This window comes from Vibrio sp. 10N.261.52.C2, assembly GCF_041471425.1.
Classification (GTDB): Bacteria; Pseudomonadota; Gammaproteobacteria; order Enterobacterales; family Vibrionaceae; genus Vibrio; species Vibrio crassostreae_C.
In genome coordinates this window covers 12943-37633 of sequence record NZ_JBFROH010000029.1, presented here as the reverse complement: position 1 = coordinate 37633, position 24691 = coordinate 12943, and the positions used below count along the sequence as shown (strand labels likewise).

Genomic DNA, 24691 nt, shown 5'->3' with positions numbered 1-24691 from the left:
CAGTGTACTCGTAAGAAGCGACCGATGCGTTATGAGAAACTAAGAGGATTAGTCACGAACATAGATAACATGGCCGTCATCCTCTTCGTCATCCCAATCGTCCCAATCGTCGTCATCTTCAGTAACGACATTCTTACCGCTCATCGCATCTTTATGGTAGTCATCCCACATAAAGTCTACTTTTTCTTCTTCTTCAACTTCTACAACTTCACGAGGTAGGTTTTCCATAAACTCACCTAGTTTGAAGCAAAGATCTTTGGTGCCGATTTTATTCACAGCAGAGATCTTGAAGTACTCGCCTTCCCAGCCCAAAGCATCGATGATTTCTTGAATCTTTTCGTCTGCTTCGTCTTCTGGCATTAGGTCAACTTTATTGAACACTAACCAGCGAGGTTTTTGTGAAACTTTTTCACTGTATTGCTCAAGCTCATCGATGATCGTTAGTGCATTCTGAATAGGATCAGATTGATCGATCGGCATAATGTCGATCATATGCAGAAGAACACGACAACGCTCAAGGTGCTTAAGGAATCGGATACCAAGGCCAGCGCCATCAGCTGCGCCTTCGATTAGTCCTGGGATATCGGCAACAACGAAGCTCTTTTCAGGGACAACACTTACCACACCCAAGCTTGGGATCAAAGTAGTGAACGGGTAATCAGCCACTTTTGGTTTCGCAGCAGATACTGAACGAATAAAAGTAGATTTACCTGCGTTTGGTAGGCCAAGCATACCAACGTCAGCTAATAGAAGAAGCTCTAAACGCAGTTCACGAACTTCGCCTTTAGTACCCATTGTCTTTTGACGAGGAGCGCGGTTAACAGACGATTTAAAACGCGTGTTACCAAGACCGTGCCAACCACCTTTACCAACCATTACTTTCTTGCCGTGTTCAGCAACTTCAGCAACGATTTCGTTGGTGTGGATATCAACTGCACGCGTACCAACTGGTACTTTCAGCGTAATGTCTTTACCACGTTTACCAGTACAGTTACCGCCGCGACCATTCTCGCCACGCTCTGCATTGTAAAAACGTTGGAAACGGTAATCGATCAGTGTGTTTAAGTTCTCATCCGCTTGGATGTAAACATCACCGCCGTCACCACCGTCGCCGCCATCAGGACCACCTTTAGCGACGAATTTTTCGCGCCAAAAGCTAACTGTACCATTACCGCCATCACCGGCTTCTATTTTTACTACCGCTTCATCAACGAATTTCATTTTTTAACTCCGCACTTACGTTGCGTTACCACTCATCAAGGAGTGATATAAATTCTAGCAGATCCGTGTTTAGATCGATCACCTAAGATCTAGGCCGACCTGCAACCAAGGAACAAATAAGGAGAGGTTCTTTGCTTCTTATTTCTTAAAAACAAACGGCTTCTTAAAAACTAATCTGTTTATCAAAAAATAAAACGGCTTCTCAAAACCAAAACAAGAGCGTCTGCTTTTTTATTCTTGCTATAAATAAAAAACCCTGCCGAATCGGCAGGGCTTTTGAATTCAGCTTGAAAGCTAATAAAATAATCTAGTTAAAGATTAAATTACTCAGCTTCGATGCTTACAAACTTACGGTTTTTAGGACCTTTAACAGCAAATTTCACTTTACCTTCAGTAAGAGCGAAAAGAGTGTGGTCTTTACCGATGCCAACGTTTGTGCCAGCGTGGAACTTAGTACCACGTTGACGAACGATGATGTTACCTGCAAGAACAGATTCACCACCAAAACGCTTAACACCAAGACGTTTGCTTTCTGAATCGCGGCCGTTATTAGTAGAACCGCCAGCTTTTTTATGTGCCATTGTTAAACTCTCCTAATACTTAAGCGTTAATGCCAGTGATTTTCACTTCAGTGAACCACTGACGGTGACCAGCTTGCTTACGCGAGTGCTTACGACGACGGAACTTAACGATTTTTACTTTATCGCCACGACCGTGTTGTACTACTTCTGCAGTAACCTTGCCACCTTCAACAAGAGGTGCACCAACAGCGATTTCTTCGCCGTTAGCAACAAGAAGAACTTTATCAAATTCAACAGTTGCACCAGTTTCAACGTCTAATTTCTCTAAACGAAGTGTTTGACCTTCGCTTACTCGGTGTTGTTTGCCACCAGATTGGAAAACAGCGTACATATTTTACTCCGCTTTTTCCGCACAGCCTATGGTTGTTAATTGTACAACTCGGGTGTGCGCTAAACTAATCAATAGGGCGCAGATTCTACGGGAATCATGGCGCTATGACAAGCCATATTTTTAAAAAATTGGCGAAAACCTGTTCGCCAAAGAAAAGTGCGGCAATCATGCCCTTTAGCGATGTATTAATCAACGTTTTTTAGTGTATTATTCAACAATTAAATACAACGTATAAGCCTTACAGGGTCTAACTTCAGCCGGATGAACAATGGATTTTAAAGCTATCCAAACGCTTACTGCCAATGATATGGCAAAAGTGAATGAAACAATTCAAGCCCAACTTAATTCTGACGTAAGTTTAATCAACCAGCTTGGTTTTTATATCGTTAGCGGTGGTGGCAAACGCCTACGCCCTTTGCTTGCTCTTTTATCTGCTCGCGCACTTGGTTATCAAGGTGAAGCTCATATCACCTCTGCAGCCTTTATCGAGTTTATTCACACCGCAACCCTGCTTCACGACGATGTTGTCGATGAATCAGACATGAGACGCGGTAAAGCGACGGCCAATGCCGCTTTTGGTAATGCCGCTAGCATTTTGGTGGGTGACTTTATCTACACACGCTCATTCCAAATGATGACAACGCTAGGATCTTTAAAGATCCTTGAGCTAATGAGTGAAGCGGTAAACGTGATTGCCGAGGGTGAAGTTCAACAATTAATGAACTGCAATAACCCAGACACCACAGAAGAAAGCTACATGCAGGTGATCTACTCTAAGACTGCTCGTTTGTTCGAAGCTGCGACCCAAATCGGTGCGATTCTTACTGAGTCATCACCAGAGATCGAAACAGCAATGCAGAACTATGGTAAATACCTAGGCACCGCTTTCCAACTGATTGACGATGTGATGGATTACACTGCAGATGGTAAAGAGATGGGTAAAAACGTTGGTGACGATCTAGCCGAAGGCAAACCAACACTGCCTCTACTTTACGCAATGCATAATGGCTCTCCTGAACAAGCAAGCATGATTCGTGAAGCGATTGAGAAAGCGAACGGCATGGAACGTCTTGACGATATTATGGCTGTAATGAAAGAGACAGGCTCTTTAGAGTACACAACAAATAAAGCCTACGAAGAGGCCGATAAAGCCATCGATGAGCTTTCTGTACTTCCTGACTCAGAATATAAGCAAGCGCTAACCACGCTCGCACACTTAGCTGTTAAACGCAGTAAGTAAGCAGGTTAATAGACAACTCGCTTCTAGCTTCTAGCTTCTATATAAATAACAAAAAGAGCCTCAGGGCTCTTTTTTTTGGTTTTCAACAAATATTTGTAGGTGAGCCAAATTCAATATCGACTGGCTTCTAATGATAACGGCAGTTGTGCTTCAATCTCTTCAAGCTCTTCCATTGGCACCGCGTACTGCTCTTGCCCGTTGTAAGTCTCTACTAGCGCGTACTGCTCTTGCTCATCAATTACCAATACTTTTCCTAAGTGCCCCAAATATTCGACATTCATACCCTTCTGAACAGTAGCCATAACATTTACCTTCACATTAATTGTAAAGCTAAATACGAGTAGCTTGAACTTCAGGATCAAAAAAGCCGATCATAATGACCGGCCCTTATTAATTAGCTTAAGTCTGAGTTAAATAGCGTTTCGCTTATTTAGCGAATTCAACACCAATCTCGATGTCACCATTTAGCGTTTCAAGCATGCTATCTAAAGCGTTACGTTCGAAGTCACTTAGCTCACCGTAGCTAAGGATCGCTTCAGCGCCCTCTTTGCCTAGTTTAACTGGCTGTGCGAAGAATGGAGCGTGCTCGCCTTCACCTTCAACGTATGCACATTCAATCACGTTTTCTTCACCTTGAAGTGCTTTAACTAGTGCAAGACCGAAACGACAAGCCGCTTGACCCATAGACAGTGTCGCACTGCCGCCGCCAGCTTTAGCTTCTACTACTTCAGTACCTGCATTTTGGATGCGAGTCGTTAGCGCTGCAATTTCTTCATCAGTGAACTCTACGCCTTCAACTTGAGAAAGTAGAGGAAGAATCGTTACGCCTGAGTGACCACCGATAACAGGAACACGGATGTCGCCTGGATCTTTGTCTTTTAGTTCAGCAACGAACGTTTCAGAACGAATCACATCAAGAGTCGTAATACCGAATAGACGACGCTTGTCGTAAACGCCCGCTTTCTTCAGTACTTCAGCCGCGATTGGCACTGTTGTGTTTACTGGGTTAGTAATGATACCAACACAAGCAGTCGGACAAGTAACTGCGATTTTCTCTGCAAGAGACTTAACAATGCCAGCGTTCACATTGAAAAGATCCGCACGATCCATACCAGGCTTACGAGCAACACCCGCTGAAATAAGTACAACATCCGCACCTTCTAGTGCTGGTGTTGGATCTTCACCCGCGTAACCTTTGATCGAAACAGGCGTTGGGATATGGCTAAGATCGGCAGCAACACCCGGTGTTACCGGAGCGATGTCGTAAAGTGCAAGATCTGAACCAGCAGGTAGGCGGTTCTTAAGTAGTAGGGCTAGGGCTTGACCGATGCCACCAGCGGCACCAATAACAGCTACTTTCATTGTTATTCTCCTTGAGAGCTTTCTCTTATAGATTCTTTGTAGGGTAATTCTTGAGCTAAATCTAAGTTAAAAAACTATATTAATCACAAAGTGATTACAATCAATTAACGCTAGCTTTGCGACTTCGCGCAAGTCAATAAAACCGTGCTACACAGCAAGTTCGCATTATGGCGATAATCGACTGAAATAACAAAATAAGTCGTCGCAAATAACACATTATTCTATTAAATATTTACAGTGATATGACTAACAAATTACAGGGATGTTTTGGCTAAAATTGAATATGTATGCGAGAATATGCAAACATCTTTGTTAATGAATAAGAATGACATATGCGCAATACAGAAAAGCAAGACAACTTAGTTCGTGCATTTAAAGCCTTACTAAAAGAAGAACGTTTTGGCTCACAAGGCGAAATTGTTGATGCTCTAAAACACGAAGGTTTTGAAAGCATCAACCAGTCTAAAGTCTCGCGTATGTTAACCAAGTTTGGTGCCGTTCGAACTCGTAACGCAAAAATGGAGATGGTTTACTGTCTTCCTGCTGAGCTAGGTGTTCCGACCGTTTCTAGCTCTTTACGAGAATTAGTACTAGATATTGACCACAACAATGCATTGGTGGTGATACACACAGGTCCTGGTGCGGCGCAGCTGATTGCTCGTTTATTAGACTCACTAGGTAAGTCGGAAGGTATACTGGGCGTAGTCGCAGGTGATGACACTATCTTCATTACTCCAACGTTATCGGTTACCACTAAGCAACTGTTTGATTCAGTGTGCGAACTGTTTGAATACGCTGGATAATTGATCTCTGTTTCATAACTATCAGCCTTATTAATGGATCACGAGCATCTATTCGCTTCGTGATCCAAATCACATCCTCGAATATCCATACCCCCCTTCCAAAATCACACTAAACTATTGATTTTAAAAAACTCAGTAGTAAATCAAACACGAGATCCAGACATCATTTGTTAGATTTTTCAGCTATATCTTTTAACATTCGAGTAATTTTCTGCCAATTTTTGATATTATTCAGCCACTTTTTCATCACATGGATTGAAAAAGGTGCCGTTTCCAAATAGGAAACTCCTGAAGCAACTACACTTGTTTCAGGGTTAATAATGAATAAAGGAAGGGAAATTCATGGCATTTACCAAACTTATTAAAGTTGGTGCTATTGCAGCTGCTGTAATGGGCGCTGGCGCTGTTAACGCTCAAGAGTTCATCACGATTGGTACTGGTTCAGTTACGGGTGTTTACTACCCAACTGGTGGTGCGATTTGTAAGCTAGTGAACAAGGGCCGCAAAGACCACAACATTCGTTGTTCTGTAGAGTCTACTGGTGGTTCAATCTACAACGTTAACACCATCCGTGCTGGTGAACTAGATTTCGGTGTTGTTCAATCGGACTGGCAATACCACGGCTACAACGGTACAAGTAAGTTCAAAGATCAGGGCGAATACAAGAAACTTCGCGCGATGTTCTCTCTACATACAGAACCGTTCAACATCATCGCTCGTACTGATGCTGGCATCAACAATGTGTCTGACCTAGCAGGTAAGCGTGTAAACATTGGTAACCCAGGTTCTGGTGACCGTGCAACGATGGGTGTTGTAATGGACGCTATGGGCTGGACTAACGACAGCTTCAAGCTTGCTTCTGAACTTAAAGGTTCTGAGCGTTCACAAGCACTTTGTGATAACAAAATTGATGCATTCATCTACATGGTTGGTCACCCGAACGGATCAATCAAAGAAGCAACAACGTCTTGTGATGCAAAACTGGTTTCAGCAACAGGTCCACAGATCGACAAGATCGTAGCTGAAAACCCATACTACGCTTACAGCACAGTTCCTGCTGGTATGTACCGTGGTACTGACGCTGACGTAAACAGCTTCGGTGTTGCAGCTACTATGGTAACAACTTCAGACGTTTCTGAAGAAGTTGCATACAACGTTGCTAAGGCAGTATTTGAAAACTTTGACACTTTCAAACGCCTACACCCAGCATTTGCTAACCTGAAAAAAGAAGACATGGTTAAAGCGGGTATCTCTATCCCTCTTCACCCAGGCGCAGCAAAATACTACAAAGAAGTGGGCCTTCTAAAGTAACTCTACTTTAAGCCTACTACACCAATAAGGAGGCTAGCCCTCCTTATTGGCTTTTCACGTTTTATAAAAATAATTTAAGTGAAAAGAACAGCCCTTTAAGTTTCTCCAATTTGGAGGACTTACCTTCGTATCAAGCCTAAGACAAAGACGAACAAAAAACGCATTTCCCTATCCATTCACTACACTAGATAGGAAATAAATAACGTTTGGTTGTTCGTAAGAAAAGGCAGACCATCAATAATAAGGATAAAGTACATGACGCAGACAACATCACCGTCTCCAGATGTGCAAGAAATGGTGGCACAATCAGATACTGGTGCGCGTAGCCCTCGTGGTATCCAAGGCCGTATTTTATGGTTTGTGCCTCTATGTTGGTCACTGTTCCAACTTTGGTATGCATCTCCGCTGCCGTTCATTTTTAACTTCGCAATTTTAAACGACACTGAAGCTCGAGCAATTCACCTTACGTTTGCTATTTTCCTAGCCTTTACCGCTTATCCAGCCATGAAGAATTCGCCTAGGGATCGCATCCCCGCAGTCGATTGGATATTAGCGCTTGTAGGTAGCTTTTCAGCTTCTTATATCTATATTTTCTATACTGAACTCGCTGAGCGATCGGGCGCACCAACAACATTCGATATTGTTGCGGCTGTATTCGGTATGGTTTTACTGCTTGAAGCAACACGACGCGCTTTGGGTCCACCTCTTATGGTTGTGGCAGCAGTATTCCTACTTTATACCTTTGGCGGCCCTCACATGCCGGACGTTATTGCCCACAAAGGTGCGAGCCTGAACAAGGCAATGTCGCATCTGTGGCTAACAACTGAAGGTGTATTCGGTGTGGCACTTGGCGTATCAACGTCATTCGTATTCTTGTTTGTACTGTTTGGTGCAATGCTAGAACGTGCTGGCGCCGGTGCTTACTTTATTAAAGTTGCATTCTCACTGCTTGGTCACATGAAAGGCGGCCCAGCGAAAGCAGCCGTTGTCGCATCAGGTCTGTCTGGTTTGGTATCAGGTTCATCTATCGCGAACGTGGTAACCACGGGTACCTTTACTATCCCGCTAATGAAGCGTGTTGGTTTCCCGGGCACTAAAGCAGGCGCAGTAGAAGTCGCGGCTTCAACCAATGGTCAATTAACACCACCTATCATGGGTGCAGCAGCCTTCTTGATGGTTGAGTATGTGGGCATTTCGTATGTAGAAGTAATCAAAGCCGCGCTACTGCCCGCTCTGATCTCTTACATCGCTCTGATTTACATTGTTCATCTAGAAGCATGTAAAGCAGGTATGACTGGCCTACCTCGTCGCCACACACCAACTATCGTACAAAGCTTACTGTCTTTCACGGGTACCATTTTAGGTCTGTGTGTCATCAGCGCCGCGGTTTACTACGGTGTGGGTTGGACGAAAGATGTATTTGGCGATGCGGCAACACCAATCGTAACTGTGGCGCTATTGATCGCTTATGTTGCTCTGGTTCGCGTATCTGCAAAATACGCAGCTGAAGGCGGCATGGAAATCGATGCTGATCTAAAAGAAGTTCCGGATCCAGGCCCAACGATTAAATCAGGTTTACACTTCCTACTGCCTATCGTAGTGCTAGTTTGGTGTCTGACGGTTGAACGTTTCTCACCTGGTTTATCTGCCTTCTGGGCCACAGTATTCATGATCTTCATCTTGATCACCCAGCGTCCTTTGATGACTCTGATGAACAAATCAGACGATCTTGCAGAGCAAACCAAAGCTGGTTTCGTTGACCTAGCAGAGAGCTTGGTTTCAGGCGCACGTAACATGATTGGTATCGGTGTCGCGACAGCGGCTGCAGGTACGGTTGTAGGCGTGGTGACTCTAACGGGTATCGGTCTAGTAATGACGGACTTCGTTGAGTTTATCTCAGGCGGTAGCATCATTCTTATGTTGCTATTCACTGCAGTAATCAGCTTAATCTTAGGTATGGGCTTGCCAACAACGGCGAACTACATCGTTGTATCAACGCTGATGGCTCCGGTAATCGTGACCCTAGGCGCTGCGCACGGCTTGATCATTCCATTGATTGCGGTTCACTTATTCGTGTTCTACTTCGGTATTCTTGCAGATGACACACCTCCGGTAGGTCTCGCGGCGTTTGCAGCAGCGGCAATTGCGAAATCAGATCCGATTCGTACTGGTATCCAAGGCTTCACCTATGATATCCGTACCGCAATTCTACCTTTCATGTTCATCTTCAATACTCAACTACTACTGATGGGCATTGATTCTTGGTGGCACTTAGCACTAACGATTTTCTCATCTGTGACTGCGGTACTTATCTTCGCAGCTGCAACACAAGGTTGGTGGTTCACCAAGAACAAGTGGTGGGAAACGGTGCTGCTTATTGCATTAACCTTCACTTTCTTCCGCCCTGGCTTCTGGTGGGACATGATTTACCCAGAGAAAGTTCTTTCACCTGGAGTTGAGATCGCTCAAATCACAGAGAATCTATCTGTGGGACAATCACTTGAATTGAGAGTAGGTGGTGAAAACTTAGAAGGTAACTATTCTGAGAAGACAGTTCGCCTTCCGTTTGAAGATTCTGCAACAACAAGTGAAGACCGTATTGCTTCAATGGGCTTAATGCTGACACAAGCTGACGACAAAATGATTGTTGATATGGTTGAGTTCGGTAGCCCTGCAGAAGCCGCTGGTATTGACTTTGATTGGGAAATTAAATCCGTTATCCAAGATGCAGATCGACCAATGAAAGAGTGGGTGTTCTTGCCTGCCCTACTGATTTTGATTGGTTTAGCAATGAACCAAAGAAGGCGTGCTCGTAAGGATGAGATTAGCGCGTAATGGATAGAGCCAAGTAGCGCTCTACTCTATTTGGCTTTTTTACTACATGGAAAAGATAATTACAGCGTTTGGTGTTTACTTAGCGCTGCTCAAAAAGAGACGAATACATGTATAGACAGATCCTTGTTCCCGTAGATCTTAACGACAAAGGCTTTTCAGACAAAGCTGTCGAGCTAGCGGTATGGCACGCAAAACACAGCAATGCTGAGATCCATATTCTGAACGTACTACCTGGCATTCACATGTCGATGGTTGCGTCTTACTTCCCAAAAGATGCGGCGAACCAAATGAAGCTCGATGTTAAAAATCAGCTGAAAGAGTTTGCCGATAAGCACATCGATGATGAAGTGGTGTATAAGGTTCATGTTGCCGAAGGCAAAACCTACACAACGATCCTAGATTACGCTGAAAAACTTGGTGCCGACCTTATCGTCATGCCTAGCCACAAGCGTTCAAAAATCGACAAAGTGGTACTTGGCTCGGTTGCAAGCAAAGTAGTACAGAACTCACCAATCAATGTATTGGTGGTTAAACCGCAAGGTTAAGTCATTTAATCGACACACAATCTAAAAAGGTTGGCCTACAGGCCAACCTTTTTTGTTTTGCGTTCGCACCATTTAATTCTTTAATCAACTCACTAAGTTCTGCGGATTACCCTCAACAAACCCATCAATATTATCGATTAAGATATCAGACAGTTTTTGAATCGAGCTGTCGCTGCCCCACGCCACATGTGGAGTGAGTAATAAGTTCGGTAAGTGGCTATTAGCCAATAGTGGATTTGAGTTGTCGGCTGGCTCTTGTGTAAACACATCCATACCTGCGCCTGCAATCTCATGTTTTTTCAAAGCCTCAACTAGGGCTTGTTCATCTACTAGACCTCCGCGCCCGGCATTAATTAATACCGCGCTCGATTTCATCATTGTGAGCTCTCGCTCTGAAATCAGATTTTGGGTCGCATCAGTCAATGGGCAATGTAGACTGATCGCATCCGCTTGCTTCAATACCGTATCAAAAGGTAGATACCCTTCTCGACAAGACTCTGCTCCTTTTCGCTCGGCAAACATCACCTTCATACCAAGCGCTTTGGCTAACATTGCGGTGGCTTGACCTAAGCTGCCACTCCCCATCAACCCCAGTGTGCTGCCAGCCACATCTTGAATCGGATGAGTAAAGAAGCAGAACTGCTTGTCCTTTTGCCACTCGCCCGCCTCAATGTCTTTATGATAACCAACAAGGTTTCGTTTAAGTGCAAACAGCATTGCGATGACATGTTCAGGAACCGATTGAATCGCATAGCCTTGCACGTTTGTCACTGCAATGTTTTTAGATTTGCAGTATTCCACATCGACATTATTGACACCGGTCGCTGAAACCGCGATCAACTTGAGTTTTTTCGCACCAGCGAGATTCGACTCATTGAGCACTACCTTGTTAGTGATCACCACATCAGCTTCTTCAACTCGCTCTGATACTTGCTCAGGAGCTGTGAAATCATACTCTACCCATTCATGCTCAAAGCTCAGAGGCTTTAAATGAATTTGAGATGGGATAGTCGCTCTATCGAGAAACACAACATTCAGCGTTGGCATTCTTCTTCCTTGGTTAGATCTATGAATCAGTCCATTCTAAGCTTTTAGCTTACTGTAGTCTGGAAGCTCAAGCGCAATTTCAAAGTGCTGTTCGATTTGTGGGGATGCTTGAGGATAAAAGTCACAGGGAACAAAGGCTTTAAACAATTGATTATTCGCTGGATGATAAAAGCTCAGCTCACACGCATGCAAAGCCAACCTATCACTGTATTCAAATGCTTCTGATGTTGCGTAAAACTCATCGCCCACAATCGGTGCGCCTATTTCCATGCAATGCACTCTCAATTGGTGAGAACGCCCGGTAATTGGCAGTAACTTAAGTAAAGTCGTTTGGAGTTCTTGCTGTTCTACCACATAACGAGTCTGTGATGATTTACCATCCTCGAAACACACTTTTTGCTTCGGCCGGTTTGGCCAATCGCAAATAAGAGGGAGGTCAATCAAACCTTCTGCTTCTTCTACTGAACCCCATACTCGGGCGTAATAGAGTTTGTGTGTCAGTCGATATTGAAATTGCTTCTTCAAATGACGCTCAGCTTGTTTGTGTTTAGCGAGCAGCATCAAGCCCGATGTCGACATATCCAAGCGATGCACCACCTGAATATCTGAAAAATCCACGACTAGGCGACTCCACATACTGTCGTAATGCTCTGGTAACCTCCCAGGAACTGAAAGTAAGCCAGCAGGTTTATTTACCACAAGAATATCGTCATCTTGATAAACAATATCAATCCAGGGGTCACGCGGTGGTGCGTAATGTTCTAACGCCATTCTAGCCTCTAGTTACTGTTAAATAATAACTTATGGTCAAGTTGTTTATTAAAAAATACAATTTAAGTCTTTTTTGTACATAAAAGTTGACGACCTTACAAAACATGGTATTGATAGGGGAACGGAAAATAAGAAGTCAGCATCAAAGGAAAAATGATGGACAGTACGGTTAAAACCACCAACACAAAAACACCAACCTCAGCTCCCCTATCAAGTTTAATTAAGTCTCTTGGCCCAGGCGTTATGATGGCCGCAGCGGCTGTAGGTGGTTCTCACTTAGTCGCCTCAACCAAGGCGGGTGCGATTTATGGTTGGCAGCTTGCCGCTCTCATTATCCTCGTTAACGTATTTAAATATCCATTCTTCAGAGCCGGCATCCAATACACGCTAGGAACGGGTCAAAGCTTGGTGGAAGGTTACTCTAACCTAGGCCGCCCATACCTTGTGATCTTTTCGATCTTGAGTGCCATATCTGCGGTCGTGAATACCGCTGCCCTGCTATTATTCAGTGCAAGCCTACTCAGTTACTTTGTTCCTTTCGATTTAGCCACTAGCACCTTGTGCATGATCGTTTTAGCGACATGCTTAATCATTCTATTCGCTGGCCATTATCGTGCTCTAGATACACTATCTAAAGCGATCATGGCGATCTTAACCATCACAACCTTAGCTGCAGTCGCCATTGCTATCGGCTCTCCAGTCGAACCTGATGCTGCTTTTGTTCCACCGTCGCCTTGGTCATTGGCTGCTATTGGTTTTATCGTGGTGACCATGGGTTGGATGCCTGCGCCTATCGAAATATCAAGCATCACCTCTATGTGGCTAAAAAGCCAAAAAGAGAAGCAGGAAGTGACCGCACAATCAGCGCTGTTCGACTTTAACGTTGGCTACATTGGTACGGCGCTGCTTGCTTTAGTATTCGTTGCGTTAGGCGCGCTAGTACTTCACGGTTCGGGAGTTGAACTGTCTCGCTCCGGTGTTGGCTTTACTCATCAATTGGTCGGCATCTACGCTTCGACAATTGGTGAATGGTCTCGCCCGTTAATCGCTCTTATCGCTTTCTTCTGTATCTTTGGTAGCACCATTACCGTTATCGATGGCTACTCACGCGTGCTTGCTGAATCACAACGTCTATTATTCAAAAAAGATTCAAGCCCAAGAATGCTGCAAGGCTGGATAATCATTGTCTCTATCGCGGCACTCGCGATTGTGATGTTCTTTAGCGCAGCACTGATGCCTATGCTCGATTTCGCAATGGTACTCGCGTTTGCAACAACGCCATTCTTCGCTCTGCTTAATTTCATCTTGGTCAACAAAGCTAAGCTTCCAGAAGCGCTAGCCATTGGCAGCAAACTAAAATGGTTGTCTGTAGCAGGTCTTGTTTACCTATTTGGTTTCCTAGCGGTATTTGTTTGGTGGAAGTGGTTAATGTAACCAGCTACTTGAATTGTTAATTAAGCTACAGATACAAATAAGGCCTTCATAATGAAGGCCTTATTTCGTTGAAGCATTTCGCTAATTCAAAACTAGTTGTGAGAAACCACAATCAAGCGTAATGAATCTAGCTGAACCTGAGCTTTGCTGATGTAACCGGTCAGTTCATTGATTTGAGCTTCGATTACCTCTAGCTCTTCATCACGAATGTTAGGGTTCACGGCTTTAAGCGCTTGTAGACGCTCTAACTCACCGTTTAGGTTAGTCTGCATTTCTCGTTGAGCTTGTTCACGCACTTCTTCCACTTTAGGAAGTACGTGCGCCTCACCCGCTTCGATTAACTTATGAATCTCACCTTGTACCGAGTTAACCAACTTGCTCGCTAGGTGACGGTTTACAGGGCTTAATTGGCGGTTAAAGCTGTCGAACTCAACCTGAGCTGATAAGTCATTACCACGGCCATCCATCATCAAACGAATTGGCGTCTTAGGCAAGAACTGGCTGATACCGCTGCGTTTCGGCGCTTGCGCATCCACAAGGTAAACCAGCTCAAGCAGGATAGTACCCACTGGCAGCGCTTTGTTTTTCAGTAGTGATACCGCTGATGCACCAACACCTTCACTCAGTAGCAGATCGATACCGCCCTGAATCATTGGGTGTTCCCAGCTAATGAAGTTCATGTCTTCACGAGAAAGCGCAGTATCACGATCAAACGTGATGGTTGCGCCTTCGTATGGTAAGCCTGGGTAGCTTGGCACCATCATGTGCTCAGACGGCGTTACAACCAGAGCATTCTCACCCTTGTCGTCTTGGTTCAAGCCAATCGTATCGAACAGGCTTAGTGCAAACGTTACTAGGTTAGTGTCGCCGTCAGTCGAGGCAATCTTCTCTGCAATTTCATGCGCTTTGTCGCCGCCGTTTGAGTGCATTTCTAATAAGCGATCACGGCCTTTTTCTAGATCTGATTTCAGGCTTTGATTTAGCTTGGCAGACTCTTCAATCACTTCATCAAGTTGCTCAGTGTTACCAGAAGCCAGCATCTCGATAAGAACATCTGAGTACTTATCGTAAACCGTGCGACCCGTTGGACAAGTTTCCGCAAATGCATTCAGACCTTCATCGAACCAACGCGCAAGGATCGCCTGTGATGTGCCTTTTAGGTAAGGAACATGAATGTCGATATCACGCAGCTGACCGATACGGTCCAAACGGCCAATACGTTGCTCAAGCAAGTCTGGGTTGAATGGAAGATCGAACATCACAAGTTGGTTAGCGAACTGGAAGTTACGACCTTCAGAGCCGATTTCACTACAGATAAGAACCTGAGCGCCGCCCTCTTCTTGAGCAAAGTAAGCCGCAGCTTTATCACGCTCTAGAATCGACATGCCTTCGTGAAATACGGTTGCACGCACACCTTCACGCTCACGCAGTGCTTGCTCTAATTGAAGAGCCGTACTTGCACGAGAGGCGATCACTAGGATTTTCTCGCTGCGCTTGTCTTGGATCTTTTCAATCAACCAGTTAACACGTGAGTCGAACTGCCACCAGCTTGAATCTTCACCTTCAAACTCTTGGAAGATCTCTTCTGGATACAGCATCTTCATTGCACGAGCTTCGGGAGCCATTTTGCCACCGATCATGCCAGATACACGCATTGAGGTTGTGTACTGCGTTGGAATCTCCATCGGCAGTAGGTTTACATTACGCTTAGGGAAGCCTTTGATTGCAGCACGTGTGTTTCTGAAAAGAACACGGCCGGTACCATGGCGATCCATAAGGTTATCAATCAGTTCTTGGCGAGCTAACGCTTGCTCTTCTTCGCTGCTATCACCTTCAATCACACGGAACAGAGGCTCAACATCTTGCTCAGAAAGCAGTTCCGTAATCTGGTTCTTCGCGCTGTTTTCAAGCTTCACTCCAGAGAACAGAGCCGTTACTGCATCAGCAACCGGTGCGTATTGGTCTTCTTCTTCAACGAATGCTTCGTAATCGTAGAAGCGATCAGGATCAAGCAGACGCAGACGTGCAAAGTGGCTCTCACGACCAAGCTGTTCAGGCGTTGCTGTTAGTAGTAGCACACCAGACGTATTTTCCGCTAAGCCTTCAACCACTTGGTATTCACGGCTTGGTTTGTCTTGGCTCCACTCAAGGTGGTGCGCTTCATCGACAACCAACAAGTCCCACTCGCCTTCAAGTGCTTGCTCGTAGCGCTTACGGCTCTTACGTAGGAAGTCCAAAGAACACAGAACGTACTGCTGGGTATCAAACGGGTTGTCTGATTCAGCAAACGCTTCAATACAACGCTCTTCATCGAAGATAGAAAAATGCAGGTTGAAACGGCGCATCATCTCTACTAACCATTGGTGTTGTAGAGTTTCAGGAACCACAATCAGAATGCGTTCAGCACGGCCAGACAGCACCTGTTGGTGGATGATCATGCCCGCTTCGATGGTTTTACCTAGGCCCACTTCATCAGCCAGTAAAACGCGCGGAGCGTGACGACGACCCACTTCATGAGCGATGTATAGCTGATGAGGGATCAAGCCAGCACGCATACCACACAAGCCACGCATCGGGCTCTTGTGTTGTTGGTACTGGTTGCTTAGCGCACGGTAACGCAACACAAAGTTATCCATACGGTCGATTTGACCTGCGTATAGCTTATCTTGTGGCTTGTTAAAGCGGATCTGGTTGCTTAAGAAGATTTCACGCAGAGTGACTTCTGTTTCTTGGGTATCTTCGCGAGTACCTAAGTAAGTCAGCAGACCTTTGTCTTCGATAACTTCCTCGACAGACAGAGACCAACCTTCTTGGCATTCGATGACATCGCCTACATTAAACGTTACTCGGGTTACGGGAGCATCAGTACGTGCATAAACACGGTTTTCTTCTGACGCTGCAAACATTAGTGTCACTGTGCGAGCATCCATTGCTACAACGGTACCTAAACCTAAATCGCTCTCCGTATCGCTTATCCAGCGTTGCCCCAAAGCAAATGTCATGAATCGACTACCTCAATCTTATAGTTGGAATTTGGTCTTCTTAACTGCAGTTTTAAACAAGAACACTATCGCTCCTGAACTAAAAATATAGCCAAAAATGTCTAGTTTGCAGCCACTTTTTAAGTGCGCTCTCAATAATAAATATCTCGAGAAAATGGTGCAGAAAAAGGTCGCTAATCTTACTCGATGCTGTGATTTAGGTCACGCCTAAAGGAGATGATTTCATGCTTTTTTTCTGTTTTCGCCAGTGCAATCAAACTGTCAAAAATTCATGGTTAATCTATAGGTAGCAGATTGCTGCTCTCAAACGAATACACCATATTCACTCGTAACGATATGGTGCTGTTCCTCTAGATGAAGTTTAGGTGAGTAGTTGACTATCACCAGAATCAGATACTAATCTTTATATGAGCTTTATCTACGTTCAATGAATGCAAGGCAAGCCGCACGTCGGCAAGGAGATGCTATGGGCGAGACCAACCGGAAGCTATTTGTTTTAGACACCAATATCCTACTGCACGAACCCTTCGCTATATTTTCTTTCCAAGAGCACGATGTCGTTATCCCCATGACAGTGCTAGAAGAACTCGACAGAATCAAAGACAGTAAAAGAGACGTTGCTCGAGATGCGAGAATTGCGATTCGAACGCTCGAAGACCTGTTCAGGGAAGCCACACCAGACCAAATATCGGAAGGCATCCCTTTTTCTAAAGACATAAATGCATCTGGCAGTATTTCAATACTCGCTGACTACGAACTTCAAGAAAGCATCAAAGCCTTTGCCGATGACAAGGCGGGCGATAACCGAATCCTCAACGCTGTCCTCTATCTTCAAAATAAACGCGCACCACGCGAAGTGGTTCTCATCACCAAAGACATCAATATGCGTTTACGAGCAAAAGGCGCCGGTGTACGTTTTGTTGAAGACTATCAAACTGACCAACTGATTGATGATATCCAATACCTCACCAAAGGCTTCCAACAACTGGAAGGCTCATTTTGGGATGGTATCGATAATGTCGAGAGCAGAAGTTTAGGCGGCAAGACGCTGCACACCTTAGCAAGAGCGCCGTTCGAGCCAACCTTCCTCAACCAATATGTGATTGACGAAGAAAGTGACTTTGCCGCTCGAGTCGAGGAGATTGAGCCGGAAAGCATTACCCTGAGAGACCTCAGCCGCGAAAGATTGATGAATCGCAGAGCATGGGACATCACACCAAAGAACGTCTATCAAGGCATGGCGATTGATGCGCTGCTCGACCCTGATATTGATCTTGTGATTCTCACTGGCGCCGCAGGTAGTGGTAAGACACTGCTTGCTATGGCTGCTGCACTTGAACAAACCATTGAACGTAAGCAATTCGATAAGATCATCGTAACCCGCAACACCCCTGATATTGGTGAGTCGATAGGTTTCCTTCCGGGTACAGAGGAAGAGAAAATGTTGCCTTGGTTAGCCGCAGTGACCGATACACTGGAAGCGCTGCACAAGAACGACCACTGCACAGAAGGCTCGATGAAGTACATCTGTGACAAAGCCAATATCCAGTTCAAATCAATCAACTTCATGCGTGGCCGCTCGATTCAAAATGCCTTTGTGCTTTTGGATGAGTGTCAGAACCTCACCGCTTCACAGATAAAAACCATCATCACCCGTTGTGGTGAAGGTACTAAGATCGTCTGCTCAGGTAACTTAGCGCAGATAGATTCTTCTTACCTAACCCCTGTGACTTCAGGCTTAACCTACATGGTTGAGCGTTTTAAAAACTTCGAAGGCAGTGCCAACATCCACCTCAATGGTGTGGTGCGTAGCCGACTAGCTGAGTTTGCGGAAGAGAACATGTAGTGACTCTATACGCTCACTGAATCAGTAATCTAAAAACAAAAAGCGCCTCACATTGGAGGCGCTTTTCAATTTAATATTTTGAAGTAAGTCGGCAGAGGTTAGTCTGAATTACTCAGTACCACCAACGGTTAGCGAGTCTAGTTTCAATGTTGGTTGACCAACACCCACTGGCACACTTTGACCAGCCTTACCACACACACCCACACCACGGTCGATGCTTAGGTCGTTACCCACCATAGACACCTGCTGCATCGCTTCGATACCAGAACCGATTAGCGTCGCGCCTTTCACTGGGTGAGTGATCTTACCGTTTTCAATCATGTACGCTTCAGACGCTGAGAATACGAACTTACCTGATGTGATATCGACCTGACCGCCACCGAAGTTCGGTGCGTAGATACCTTTCTCAACCGTCGCGATGATCTCTTCCGGTGTGTGTTCGCCCGGTAGCATGTATGTATTCGTCATACGTGGCATTGGAAGATGCGCGTATGACTCACGACGACCATTACCTGTCGGTGCTACACCCATTAGACGAGCGTTCAGCTTATCTTGCATGTAACCTTTTAGGATGCCGTTTTCGATTAACGTATTGTACTGACCGTTAACACCTTCATCATCGACGTTCAATGAACCGCGTAGATCCGTTAATGTACCGTCATCGACAATCGTACATAGGCTTGAAGTTACTTGCTCACCAACTTTGCCGGAGAATACTGACGACTCTTTACGGTTGAAGTCGCCTTCTAAACCGTGGCCTACCGCTTCATGCAGCAGAACGCCCGGCCAACCAGAACCAAGAACCACAGGCATGGCACCAGCAGGCGCAGCCACTGCTTCAAGGTTAACTAATGCTTGGCGAATCGCTTCATCCGCAAATTGGTAAGCAACTTGAGTGCCTTTGTCATCACTTAAGAAGAAGTCGTAACCAAAACGGCCACCACCACCAGCGCTACCACGCTCACGACGATCACCCTTCTGTGCAAGTACGCTAATAGACAAGCGAACCAGCGGACGAATATCACCAGCGTAAGTGCCATCAGTCGCAGCAACCAGCATCTGCTCATGCACACCACTTAAACTCACCGATACTTCAGTCACCATCGGCTCTTTAGTGCGAATGTAAGCATCTAATGATTTTAGTAATTCTGTTTTCTGCTGTTTTTCCCAACTCGCAAGCGGGTTAACTGCATCATAGTAAGCTTGATTAGAGTTGCGTTTGAACGCTTGAACCTTGCCGTTTTGACCTTGTTTAGCAATACCACGAGCCGCAATTGCGCTCTGCTTAAGACCATCCAATTGGATTTGGTCAGAGTAAGCAAAACCAGTCTTTTCACCAGATACTGCACGAACGCCAACACCGCAATCGATATTGAAAGAGCCGTCTTTAATAATGCTGTCTTCTAGCACTAAAGATTCGTGCCAGCTTGACTGAAAGTAGATATCAGCATAATCAATTTGGCGGGTAGCAATACTCGCCAATGTATCTGCGATATTTTGCTCCGTAAGCCCTGTCGGGTTCAGTAGCGCTTCTTCAATTTGATTAATGCTCATAGATGGCTCTTGTTTGTAATTAAAATTGATTGGTAAATCGAGAGTGTTGCGCGATGGGCATATTTTGCCTAATGGACTCGCAACTGGATGTGTCTATCTCAACCACCATACTTTTAGGATCTTGGTCTAACTGTGCGACCACTCGTCCCCATGGATCAACCACCATTGAGTGTCCCCATGTTTCTCTTTGGCAAGGGTGTTTTCCGCCTTGACCTACCGCGACAATCCACGACTGTGTTTCAACCGCGCGGCATCTTAATAGTACTTCCCAGTGCGCTTGACCCGTTACCGCTGTAAAAGCCGCAGGCACCACAATGATTTGTGCCCCTTGCTTACGTAACTCTGAATACAAGTGTGGAAAGCGCACATCATAACAAATACTCAAACCTAAGCGACCAAAAGGCGTTTCCGCTGTCACAACTTGGTTGCCCGGAGTGAAAATATCCGACTCTCGATAGCACTTATGGGCGTCAGCGACATCCACATCAAACATGTGTAGCTTGTCGTAATGAGCAACGAGGCAACCAAAATCATCAATCACCAAGGTGGTGGTCGTCACTCCGTTAGTTGTGCTTATCGGCATACTGCCAATGACGATCCAAATTCTGTGAAGCTTTGCTAGCTCAGAGATTTTCTTTTGCAGTGGGCCATCATTAAAAGGCTCAGCACACTGGTGATAGTCGGCTTTACTGCCAAAAACTAACGCGTTTTCAGGGCAAACAACCCACTTAGCCCCCAACTCTTTGCACTTTGCAACTTCTTGAGCAAGGTACTCAAAGTTCAATTCAGGGCTGGGGCCAGATGTCATTTGAATCAACCCAACACAATCCATGTGTATCGCTCCTCCATTCATTATGATTCAGAAATCAGCATTTCACCGTATATTCGCAGACTCGGGCATAAGGTCTTTTCGGCTAATTTAAGGCCTATTCGGCTAATTTTCTCAGCTTCTCTGGCAGCTGAAACTCGCCAGAGCTACGAGAAAGTTCGCTCACCGTTGGTGAATCCAATGGTCCTTTCACCGAATAATTTACTTGGGTAAAGACTTCCACAACTGGCGAGATAACCGTGGTCACCGCCAATACGTACAGCGCCGTTTGAGGGGTTACCGCAAAGGCCGTTAATACGGGAATACCCGAGGTAATATCTGGGGTAAAGTTCACCTCAGCATCAACCTGACGCGTGTTGAGGTTAGCGATACCTTTGATTTTCATCTCACCTGCGACCGCATCCATGTTCAGATCATTGGTCAGGAAGATACCATTTTGAATCTCGCCTGTTCCGGTGATGCTGTTGAAGGCCATACCTTTATCAAACACATCTGAGAAATCGAGCTGCATCTTACGGATGATCGAATCTAGGCTAAACAGGCCAAGTAATCGAGCTGCGCCGCTCACATCCGAGATAATGCCTTTACCAAACTTGGTTTTAACGTTGCCATCAAGGGTATCCATTTTGATTCCCCAAGGCGAACCATCCCAATTTAGTTGACCTTCCAACGCGAATGGCGCTTTTTGAATCCCGGAAGTAATACCAAAGCGCTCCATGAGCTCACTGTTGTTTTCGCCTTCAACATCAACCGTTAGCGCGGAATGACTCTTGTCACCGTCCAGTTCCCACCAACCGCTGACATCCGCTTTATTGCCGCCGCTTCGAACCTGAATCTTCTTCCAATCAATGCGATTATCTTGTCTGGCCATCTCAACATCGACTTTACCGACCTTATAGCCTTGCAGCCAAAAGTCGTTCAGCGTCAGGGTCAGGTTTGGCATCGCATCGTGGATCTCTCTATCCAATTTGGATATCAATGGCGCAGCTTGTTCTTTACGTTGCAGCAGTTGCTGATCTTGGTTGTTCTTATCACTCCACTCAGGAACAAACAGATGCAGACGATCCAGTGAAACTGTCAAATCATAAGGAGGCAGGTAGTTAATATCCCCTTCTAGCTCTTGGCTAGACACTTCCATTTGCCACGCCTGTTTGTTCTTACTAGCACTAAAATCGACGTCATTCCAAGAGATACCACCCAAGATCAGCTCTTTACTCTCAAAGGTAATACGGCTTGGCGCAGGTATGGTTGGCGTGTTCATTTGACTAAGTACAGCCGTTGAAGGCTTTACCGGTTCCATTACAACCGATAACCAATCATCGGCATTGAATTTGTCTGTACGAATCAGGGCGTGATGGCCCACCACCGGGCTAATTTTGTAGCCACCGCGACCAAGCACTAAGTTGGTCGCCGTTAACTCAGGCACGTCGCCTGTGATATCAATCTCAGCTTGGTACTTGGTTTTTGGCAATTGCAGGCGCGCGGTAATCGTCTCTTGGTTACCCGATGCCTGTAGCCTTGCAGAGCCACTTTCTAGTGATTTTTTCGCCAATGGATATGGGTAATCACTCGCCAAGTATTTTAGGTCTGACTGTAAGTCTAGTTGGTAGGTAAAGCCGATATCATTCAGCTGGATATCAATCTGGCTTTGCCATTGCGCATGACCTGATAAGCGGCTTAACCATTGCTCACCGATGTAAGGTTCTAGAGGCTTGACGTCCCAATCACCTAACACATCAATATCAACTGCATAGCCAGGACCATCATTAAGGCCCTTAAAATCAAGCGAGATACCTTGGTTAAGCAGATCCGCAGCGAGGCCATTTGCCGTCACTACGTCATTATCAAATTCAATTCGACCCGTGGTGTTCTCGAGCACCATTGGCGGCGCTTCAATCTCAACATGGTTGCCACTTAAGTCGGCGTAACCCCATGCTCTTGCTTCTTTTTCAGAATCAAACGGAATATTCAGCTGGAACTCAGAAGAGACATCACCACTCACTTGAAGTGCGGTTAAGGCTGCGCCTACCGAGCCCACCAGTGGCGAAGACGTCATGTAATCGCGTACTGCGTTGCCAGACGCCGTCGCTTTAGCTTCAATTTCAATATGGCCGCCTTCCCCTAAATAAGGAATGCGTCCTGTGATTCGATCTGCCGTCACATCCATCAGTTGAGCTGAGCGAGAATCCAGATGCATCGCATCATTTTCAAACAACAGATCAAGCTGAAGATCAGTAATCAGTGGCCACGCGGTATCAAAGCTGAATTTCGCATCTTCTAAGCCAACCCAAACCTGGAAAATACCATCGTGGTTAGTGTATGGATATTGAGACAAATCACCATGCCACAACAGTTTTACGGTATCCGCTTTACCGGCTTGAATCGCAGTTGAAAGGTAGTCTGTTAGATCTTGCCCAAGAGCCAGTGTAGGTAAGTAGCGCCATGTTTCACCGACATTGTAAGCGTCCGCTTCGCCGTAGAAGGATAAAAACGGGCTCGCATCTTTTGGGAAGTCTAAGCGGAATGCGCCTAGTACTTGTAAATCGGGGGTGGCAGCTGTGATTTTGTCTGACCACAGCTTCCAGCCGTTTTCATCTTGCTGCCAAACAATATCAACCTGACCTTGTTTGATATTCAAAGGCGCTTGGAATACGTCACCATAAGGGAACACATCGTCAATAACATGCAGGCTAGCTTTCGCTTCCGAGGCCGAACCAAACACACTACCAGACACTTGGCTAAAGCCTGGGACTAGTTCCCACTGCTCGATAGCAAGATCAGAAAAACTGGCTGAATAACGTAAACTGTCAATTCCCGAACCCATGGAAACACGGATATCAGAAACAGAGCCGCCCGGCGCCAATACGTTAATCATTTTGGTTGATTGTTCAGAGTCAGGCAGCAGCTTAATCAACGGAGTAATAGTCGCAATATCCAGCTCAGAAATGTTGAGTTGCCATGGACCTTGATTCCACTTGAAGGCTACGTCGAGTTCTGGCCAAGGTGTGTCATCCGTTCTAAGATTTAGTGAGTGACCATTTACTTGCCAACCGTCATCTGTCGGAGATAACTTAAAGACACCGGACTCAAGCATGAGGTCATGCTCGCCATCTTCGTTCCACGTCAATTCTGAGGGTAAAACCTCTACATAAGCGCTTACCGGTTTGCTATTGCGCAGTGTAAGCCAGCTATTCAAGCTCACAGTACCCGTTTCAATGCCGGATTCCGCCTGCATATAATGCGTAAGCCATGGCTTAACAGAAATGCTGTCGGCACTGACATAAAACTCACCAGTCACATCAGTCAGTGACCCACCATCAATAAAGTTAGCACTCACTGACAGAGAGTTTAGATTGGCATCTTTGATACTCACCACACCTTCAGCAAGGTGATGTTTGTCTGAGTTTTGCCATTTTAAGGTTTCTATATCGAGCTGACGTTCTTCACCCGAAACAGAGTGATAAAGAATAGAAGAATCTTTTGCAGTTACATCGACGAGTGTTTTTAGCAGTAAATTATCGAGCTCTTGTATCACTCGCTTGGAAGACTCGGGATCTGTAGGTTCGTCTTTGCCATTTTGTCCGGCAAACAGATCAATTGAGCGGATATCAAGATACATTTGATTCATGACTAGATCGGCCACAACCGGGCGCATCTGCACGAGCGATTGAATCAAGTCAAACTCGACTTCAACACGCTCAACAGAGAAGGTCACATCTTCTGCATTGGGGAGGCTAGCTTTAACGCCTTGCAGAGCAATAGAGGGGTGAGTATTACGCCAAAAACCGCCCACATCTTGAATCGAAAAATCAAAACCGGAGTGTTGGTTTACCCAAAGCTCAATTTCAGATTGATACTTGTTTAAATTGGGCAAGGCTACACGCAGTGTAGTAACGGCAATGGCTAGCGTTACTAAGAGAGTAACCACTAACCATAAACATGCACGTAGAATCAGAGTAACGCTTGAGCTCACAAAATT

At 45.4% G+C, this 24691-nt stretch carries 18 protein-coding genes; 7 read left to right on the top strand and 11 right to left on the bottom strand.

Annotation, left to right across the window (positions count from 1 at the left end; genetic code table 11):
• Positions 1-48: 48 nt before the first annotated feature.
• From cgtA to rplU, 3 genes are all read right to left on the bottom strand, one after another.
• Positions 49-1221: an Obg family GTPase CgtA gene (gene cgtA / locus AB4307_RS11375; protein ID WP_017061377.1), complete on the bottom strand. Its 1173-nt coding sequence runs from the start codon at positions 1219-1221 to the stop codon at positions 49-51.
• 323 nt (positions 1222-1544) lie between these two features.
• Entirely contained in the window at positions 1545-1802 is a 258-nt protein-coding gene (gene rpmA / locus AB4307_RS11370) for a 50S ribosomal protein L27 (RefSeq protein ID WP_004735905.1), read from the bottom strand.
• A gap of 19 nt (positions 1803-1821) precedes the next feature.
• A complete protein-coding gene (rplU, locus tag AB4307_RS11365) occupies positions 1822-2133 on the bottom strand; it encodes a 50S ribosomal protein L21 (RefSeq protein WP_004740823.1) in 312 nt (103 codons plus the stop codon).
• Between the two features lie 268 nt (positions 2134-2401).
• On the opposite strand from rplU, the gene ispB reads away from it, so the two are divergent.
• Entirely contained in the window at positions 2402-3373 is a 972-nt protein-coding gene (gene ispB, locus AB4307_RS11360) for an octaprenyl diphosphate synthase (RefSeq protein ID WP_372131935.1), read from the top strand.
• Between the two features lie 110 nt (positions 3374-3483).
• On the opposite strand, the gene AB4307_RS11355 is transcribed toward ispB, so the two are convergent.
• Both AB4307_RS11355 and mdh read right to left on the bottom strand, forming a co-directional pair.
• The gene (locus tag AB4307_RS11355) at positions 3484-3675 is read right to left on the bottom strand and encodes a hypothetical protein (protein ID WP_017068805.1); all 192 of its coding nucleotides are present in this window, start codon (positions 3673-3675) and stop codon (positions 3484-3486) included.
• A gap of 124 nt (positions 3676-3799) precedes the next feature.
• The gene (mdh, locus tag AB4307_RS11350) at positions 3800-4735 is read right to left on the bottom strand and encodes a malate dehydrogenase (RefSeq protein ID WP_009847834.1); all 936 of its coding nucleotides are present in this window, start codon (positions 4733-4735) and stop codon (positions 3800-3802) included.
• Positions 4736-5067: 332 nt separating this feature from the next.
• On the opposite strand from mdh, the gene argR reads away from it, so the two are divergent.
• From argR to AB4307_RS11330, 4 genes are all read left to right on the top strand, one after another.
• Entirely contained in the window at positions 5068-5538 is a 471-nt protein-coding gene (gene argR, locus AB4307_RS11345; protein WP_004740827.1) for a transcriptional regulator ArgR, read from the top strand.
• A gap of 342 nt (positions 5539-5880) precedes the next feature.
• The gene (locus AB4307_RS11340) at positions 5881-6849 is read left to right on the top strand and encodes a TAXI family TRAP transporter solute-binding subunit (RefSeq protein WP_017061374.1); all 969 of its coding nucleotides are present in this window, start codon (positions 5881-5883) and stop codon (positions 6847-6849) included.
• 255 nt (positions 6850-7104) lie between these two features.
• The gene (locus AB4307_RS11335; RefSeq protein WP_372098529.1) at positions 7105-9684 is read left to right on the top strand and encodes a TRAP transporter permease; all 2580 of its coding nucleotides are present in this window, start codon (positions 7105-7107) and stop codon (positions 9682-9684) included.
• Positions 9685-9791: 107 nt separating this feature from the next.
• The gene (locus tag AB4307_RS11330; protein ID WP_010434405.1) at positions 9792-10229 is read left to right on the top strand and encodes a universal stress protein; all 438 of its coding nucleotides are present in this window, start codon (positions 9792-9794) and stop codon (positions 10227-10229) included.
• An 84-nt stretch (positions 10230-10313) separates the two neighbouring features.
• Here the strand turns inward: AB4307_RS11330 and AB4307_RS11325 are convergent, their stop codons facing one another.
• A complete protein-coding gene (locus AB4307_RS11325) occupies positions 10314-11276 on the bottom strand; it encodes a D-2-hydroxyacid dehydrogenase (RefSeq protein WP_372131933.1) in 963 nt (320 codons plus the stop codon).
• A gap of 36 nt (positions 11277-11312) precedes the next feature.
• The gene (rluA, locus tag AB4307_RS11320; protein WP_102332750.1) at positions 11313-12047 is read right to left on the bottom strand and encodes a bifunctional tRNA pseudouridine(32) synthase/23S rRNA pseudouridine(746) synthase RluA; all 735 of its coding nucleotides are present in this window, start codon (positions 12045-12047) and stop codon (positions 11313-11315) included.
• A gap of 156 nt (positions 12048-12203) precedes the next feature.
• On the opposite strand from rluA, the gene AB4307_RS11315 reads away from it, so the two are divergent.
• Complete coding sequence (locus AB4307_RS11315) at positions 12204-13481, top strand: NRAMP family divalent metal transporter (protein ID WP_065584686.1); 1278 nt, start codon at positions 12204-12206, stop codon at positions 13479-13481.
• Positions 13482-13573: 92 nt separating this feature from the next.
• Here the strand turns inward: AB4307_RS11315 and rapA are convergent, their stop codons facing one another.
• Positions 13574-16483 carry an RNA polymerase-associated protein RapA gene (rapA, locus tag AB4307_RS11310; RefSeq protein WP_372131931.1) on the bottom strand — a complete coding sequence of 970 codons (2910 nt, stop codon included), beginning with the start codon at positions 16481-16483 and terminating at the stop codon, positions 13574-13576.
• 466 nt (positions 16484-16949) lie between these two features.
• On the opposite strand from rapA, the gene AB4307_RS11305 reads away from it, so the two are divergent.
• Positions 16950-18329: a PhoH family protein gene (locus AB4307_RS11305; RefSeq protein ID WP_017062953.1), complete on the top strand. Its 1380-nt coding sequence runs from the start codon at positions 16950-16952 to the stop codon at positions 18327-18329.
• A 108-nt stretch (positions 18330-18437) separates the two neighbouring features.
• Here AB4307_RS11305 and tldD read toward each other — a convergent pair whose 3' ends face one another.
• The 3 genes from tldD to AB4307_RS11290 form a co-directional block, all read right to left on the bottom strand.
• Positions 18438-19883 (bottom strand): metalloprotease TldD, encoded by a 1446-nt coding sequence (tldD, locus tag AB4307_RS11300; RefSeq protein ID WP_017061366.1) that lies wholly within the window; start codon positions 19881-19883, stop codon positions 18438-18440.
• Positions 19884-19902: 19 nt separating this feature from the next.
• Positions 19903-20715, bottom strand: a complete 813-nt coding sequence (locus AB4307_RS11295; RefSeq protein ID WP_017061365.1) for a carbon-nitrogen hydrolase family protein — start codon at positions 20713-20715, stop codon at positions 19903-19905.
• A gap of 94 nt (positions 20716-20809) precedes the next feature.
• On the bottom strand, positions 20810-24685 hold the full coding sequence (locus AB4307_RS11290) for a YhdP family protein (protein ID WP_372131929.1): 3876 nt from the start codon (positions 24683-24685) through the stop codon (positions 20810-20812).
• Positions 24686-24691: the final 6 nt, after the last annotated feature.

What these genes read in the sequence shown, in the direction of transcription:
- cgtA (WP_017061377.1), bottom strand. Translation starts at nt 1,221, where the DNA reads ATGAAATTCGTTGATGAAGCGGTAGTAAAAATAGAAGCCGGTGATGGC.
- rpmA (WP_004735905.1), bottom strand. Translation starts at nt 1,802, where the DNA reads ATGGCACATAAAAAAGCTGGCGGTTCTACTAATAACGGCCGCGATTCA.
- rplU (WP_004740823.1), bottom strand. Translation starts at nt 2,133, where the DNA reads ATGTACGCTGTTTTCCAATCTGGTGGCAAACAACACCGAGTAAGCGAA.
- ispB (WP_372131935.1), top strand. Translation starts at nt 2,402, where the DNA reads ATGGATTTTAAAGCTATCCAAACGCTTACTGCCAATGATATGGCAAAA.
- AB4307_RS11355 (WP_017068805.1), bottom strand. Translation starts at nt 3,675, where the DNA reads ATGGCTACTGTTCAGAAGGGTATGAATGTCGAATATTTGGGGCACTTA.
- mdh (WP_009847834.1), bottom strand. Translation starts at nt 4,735, where the DNA reads ATGAAAGTAGCTGTTATTGGTGCCGCTGGTGGCATCGGTCAAGCCCTA.
- argR (WP_004740827.1), top strand. Translation starts at nt 5,068, where the DNA reads ATGCGCAATACAGAAAAGCAAGACAACTTAGTTCGTGCATTTAAAGCC.
- AB4307_RS11340 (WP_017061374.1), top strand. Translation starts at nt 5,881, where the DNA reads ATGGCATTTACCAAACTTATTAAAGTTGGTGCTATTGCAGCTGCTGTA.
- AB4307_RS11335 (WP_372098529.1), top strand. Translation starts at nt 7,105, where the DNA reads ATGACGCAGACAACATCACCGTCTCCAGATGTGCAAGAAATGGTGGCA.
- AB4307_RS11330 (WP_010434405.1), top strand. Translation starts at nt 9,792, where the DNA reads ATGTATAGACAGATCCTTGTTCCCGTAGATCTTAACGACAAAGGCTTT.
- AB4307_RS11325 (WP_372131933.1), bottom strand. Translation starts at nt 11,276, where the DNA reads ATGCCAACGCTGAATGTTGTGTTTCTCGATAGAGCGACTATCCCATCT.
- rluA (WP_102332750.1), bottom strand. Translation starts at nt 12,047, where the DNA reads ATGGCGTTAGAACATTACGCACCACCGCGTGACCCCTGGATTGATATT.
- AB4307_RS11315 (WP_065584686.1), top strand. Translation starts at nt 12,204, where the DNA reads ATGGACAGTACGGTTAAAACCACCAACACAAAAACACCAACCTCAGCT.
- rapA (WP_372131931.1), bottom strand. Translation starts at nt 16,483, where the DNA reads ATGACATTTGCTTTGGGGCAACGCTGGATAAGCGATACGGAGAGCGAT.
- AB4307_RS11305 (WP_017062953.1), top strand. Translation starts at nt 16,950, where the DNA reads ATGGGCGAGACCAACCGGAAGCTATTTGTTTTAGACACCAATATCCTA.
- tldD (WP_017061366.1), bottom strand. Translation starts at nt 19,883, where the DNA reads ATGAGCATTAATCAAATTGAAGAAGCGCTACTGAACCCGACAGGGCTT.
- AB4307_RS11295 (WP_017061365.1), bottom strand. Translation starts at nt 20,715, where the DNA reads ATGGATTGTGTTGGGTTGATTCAAATGACATCTGGCCCCAGCCCTGAA.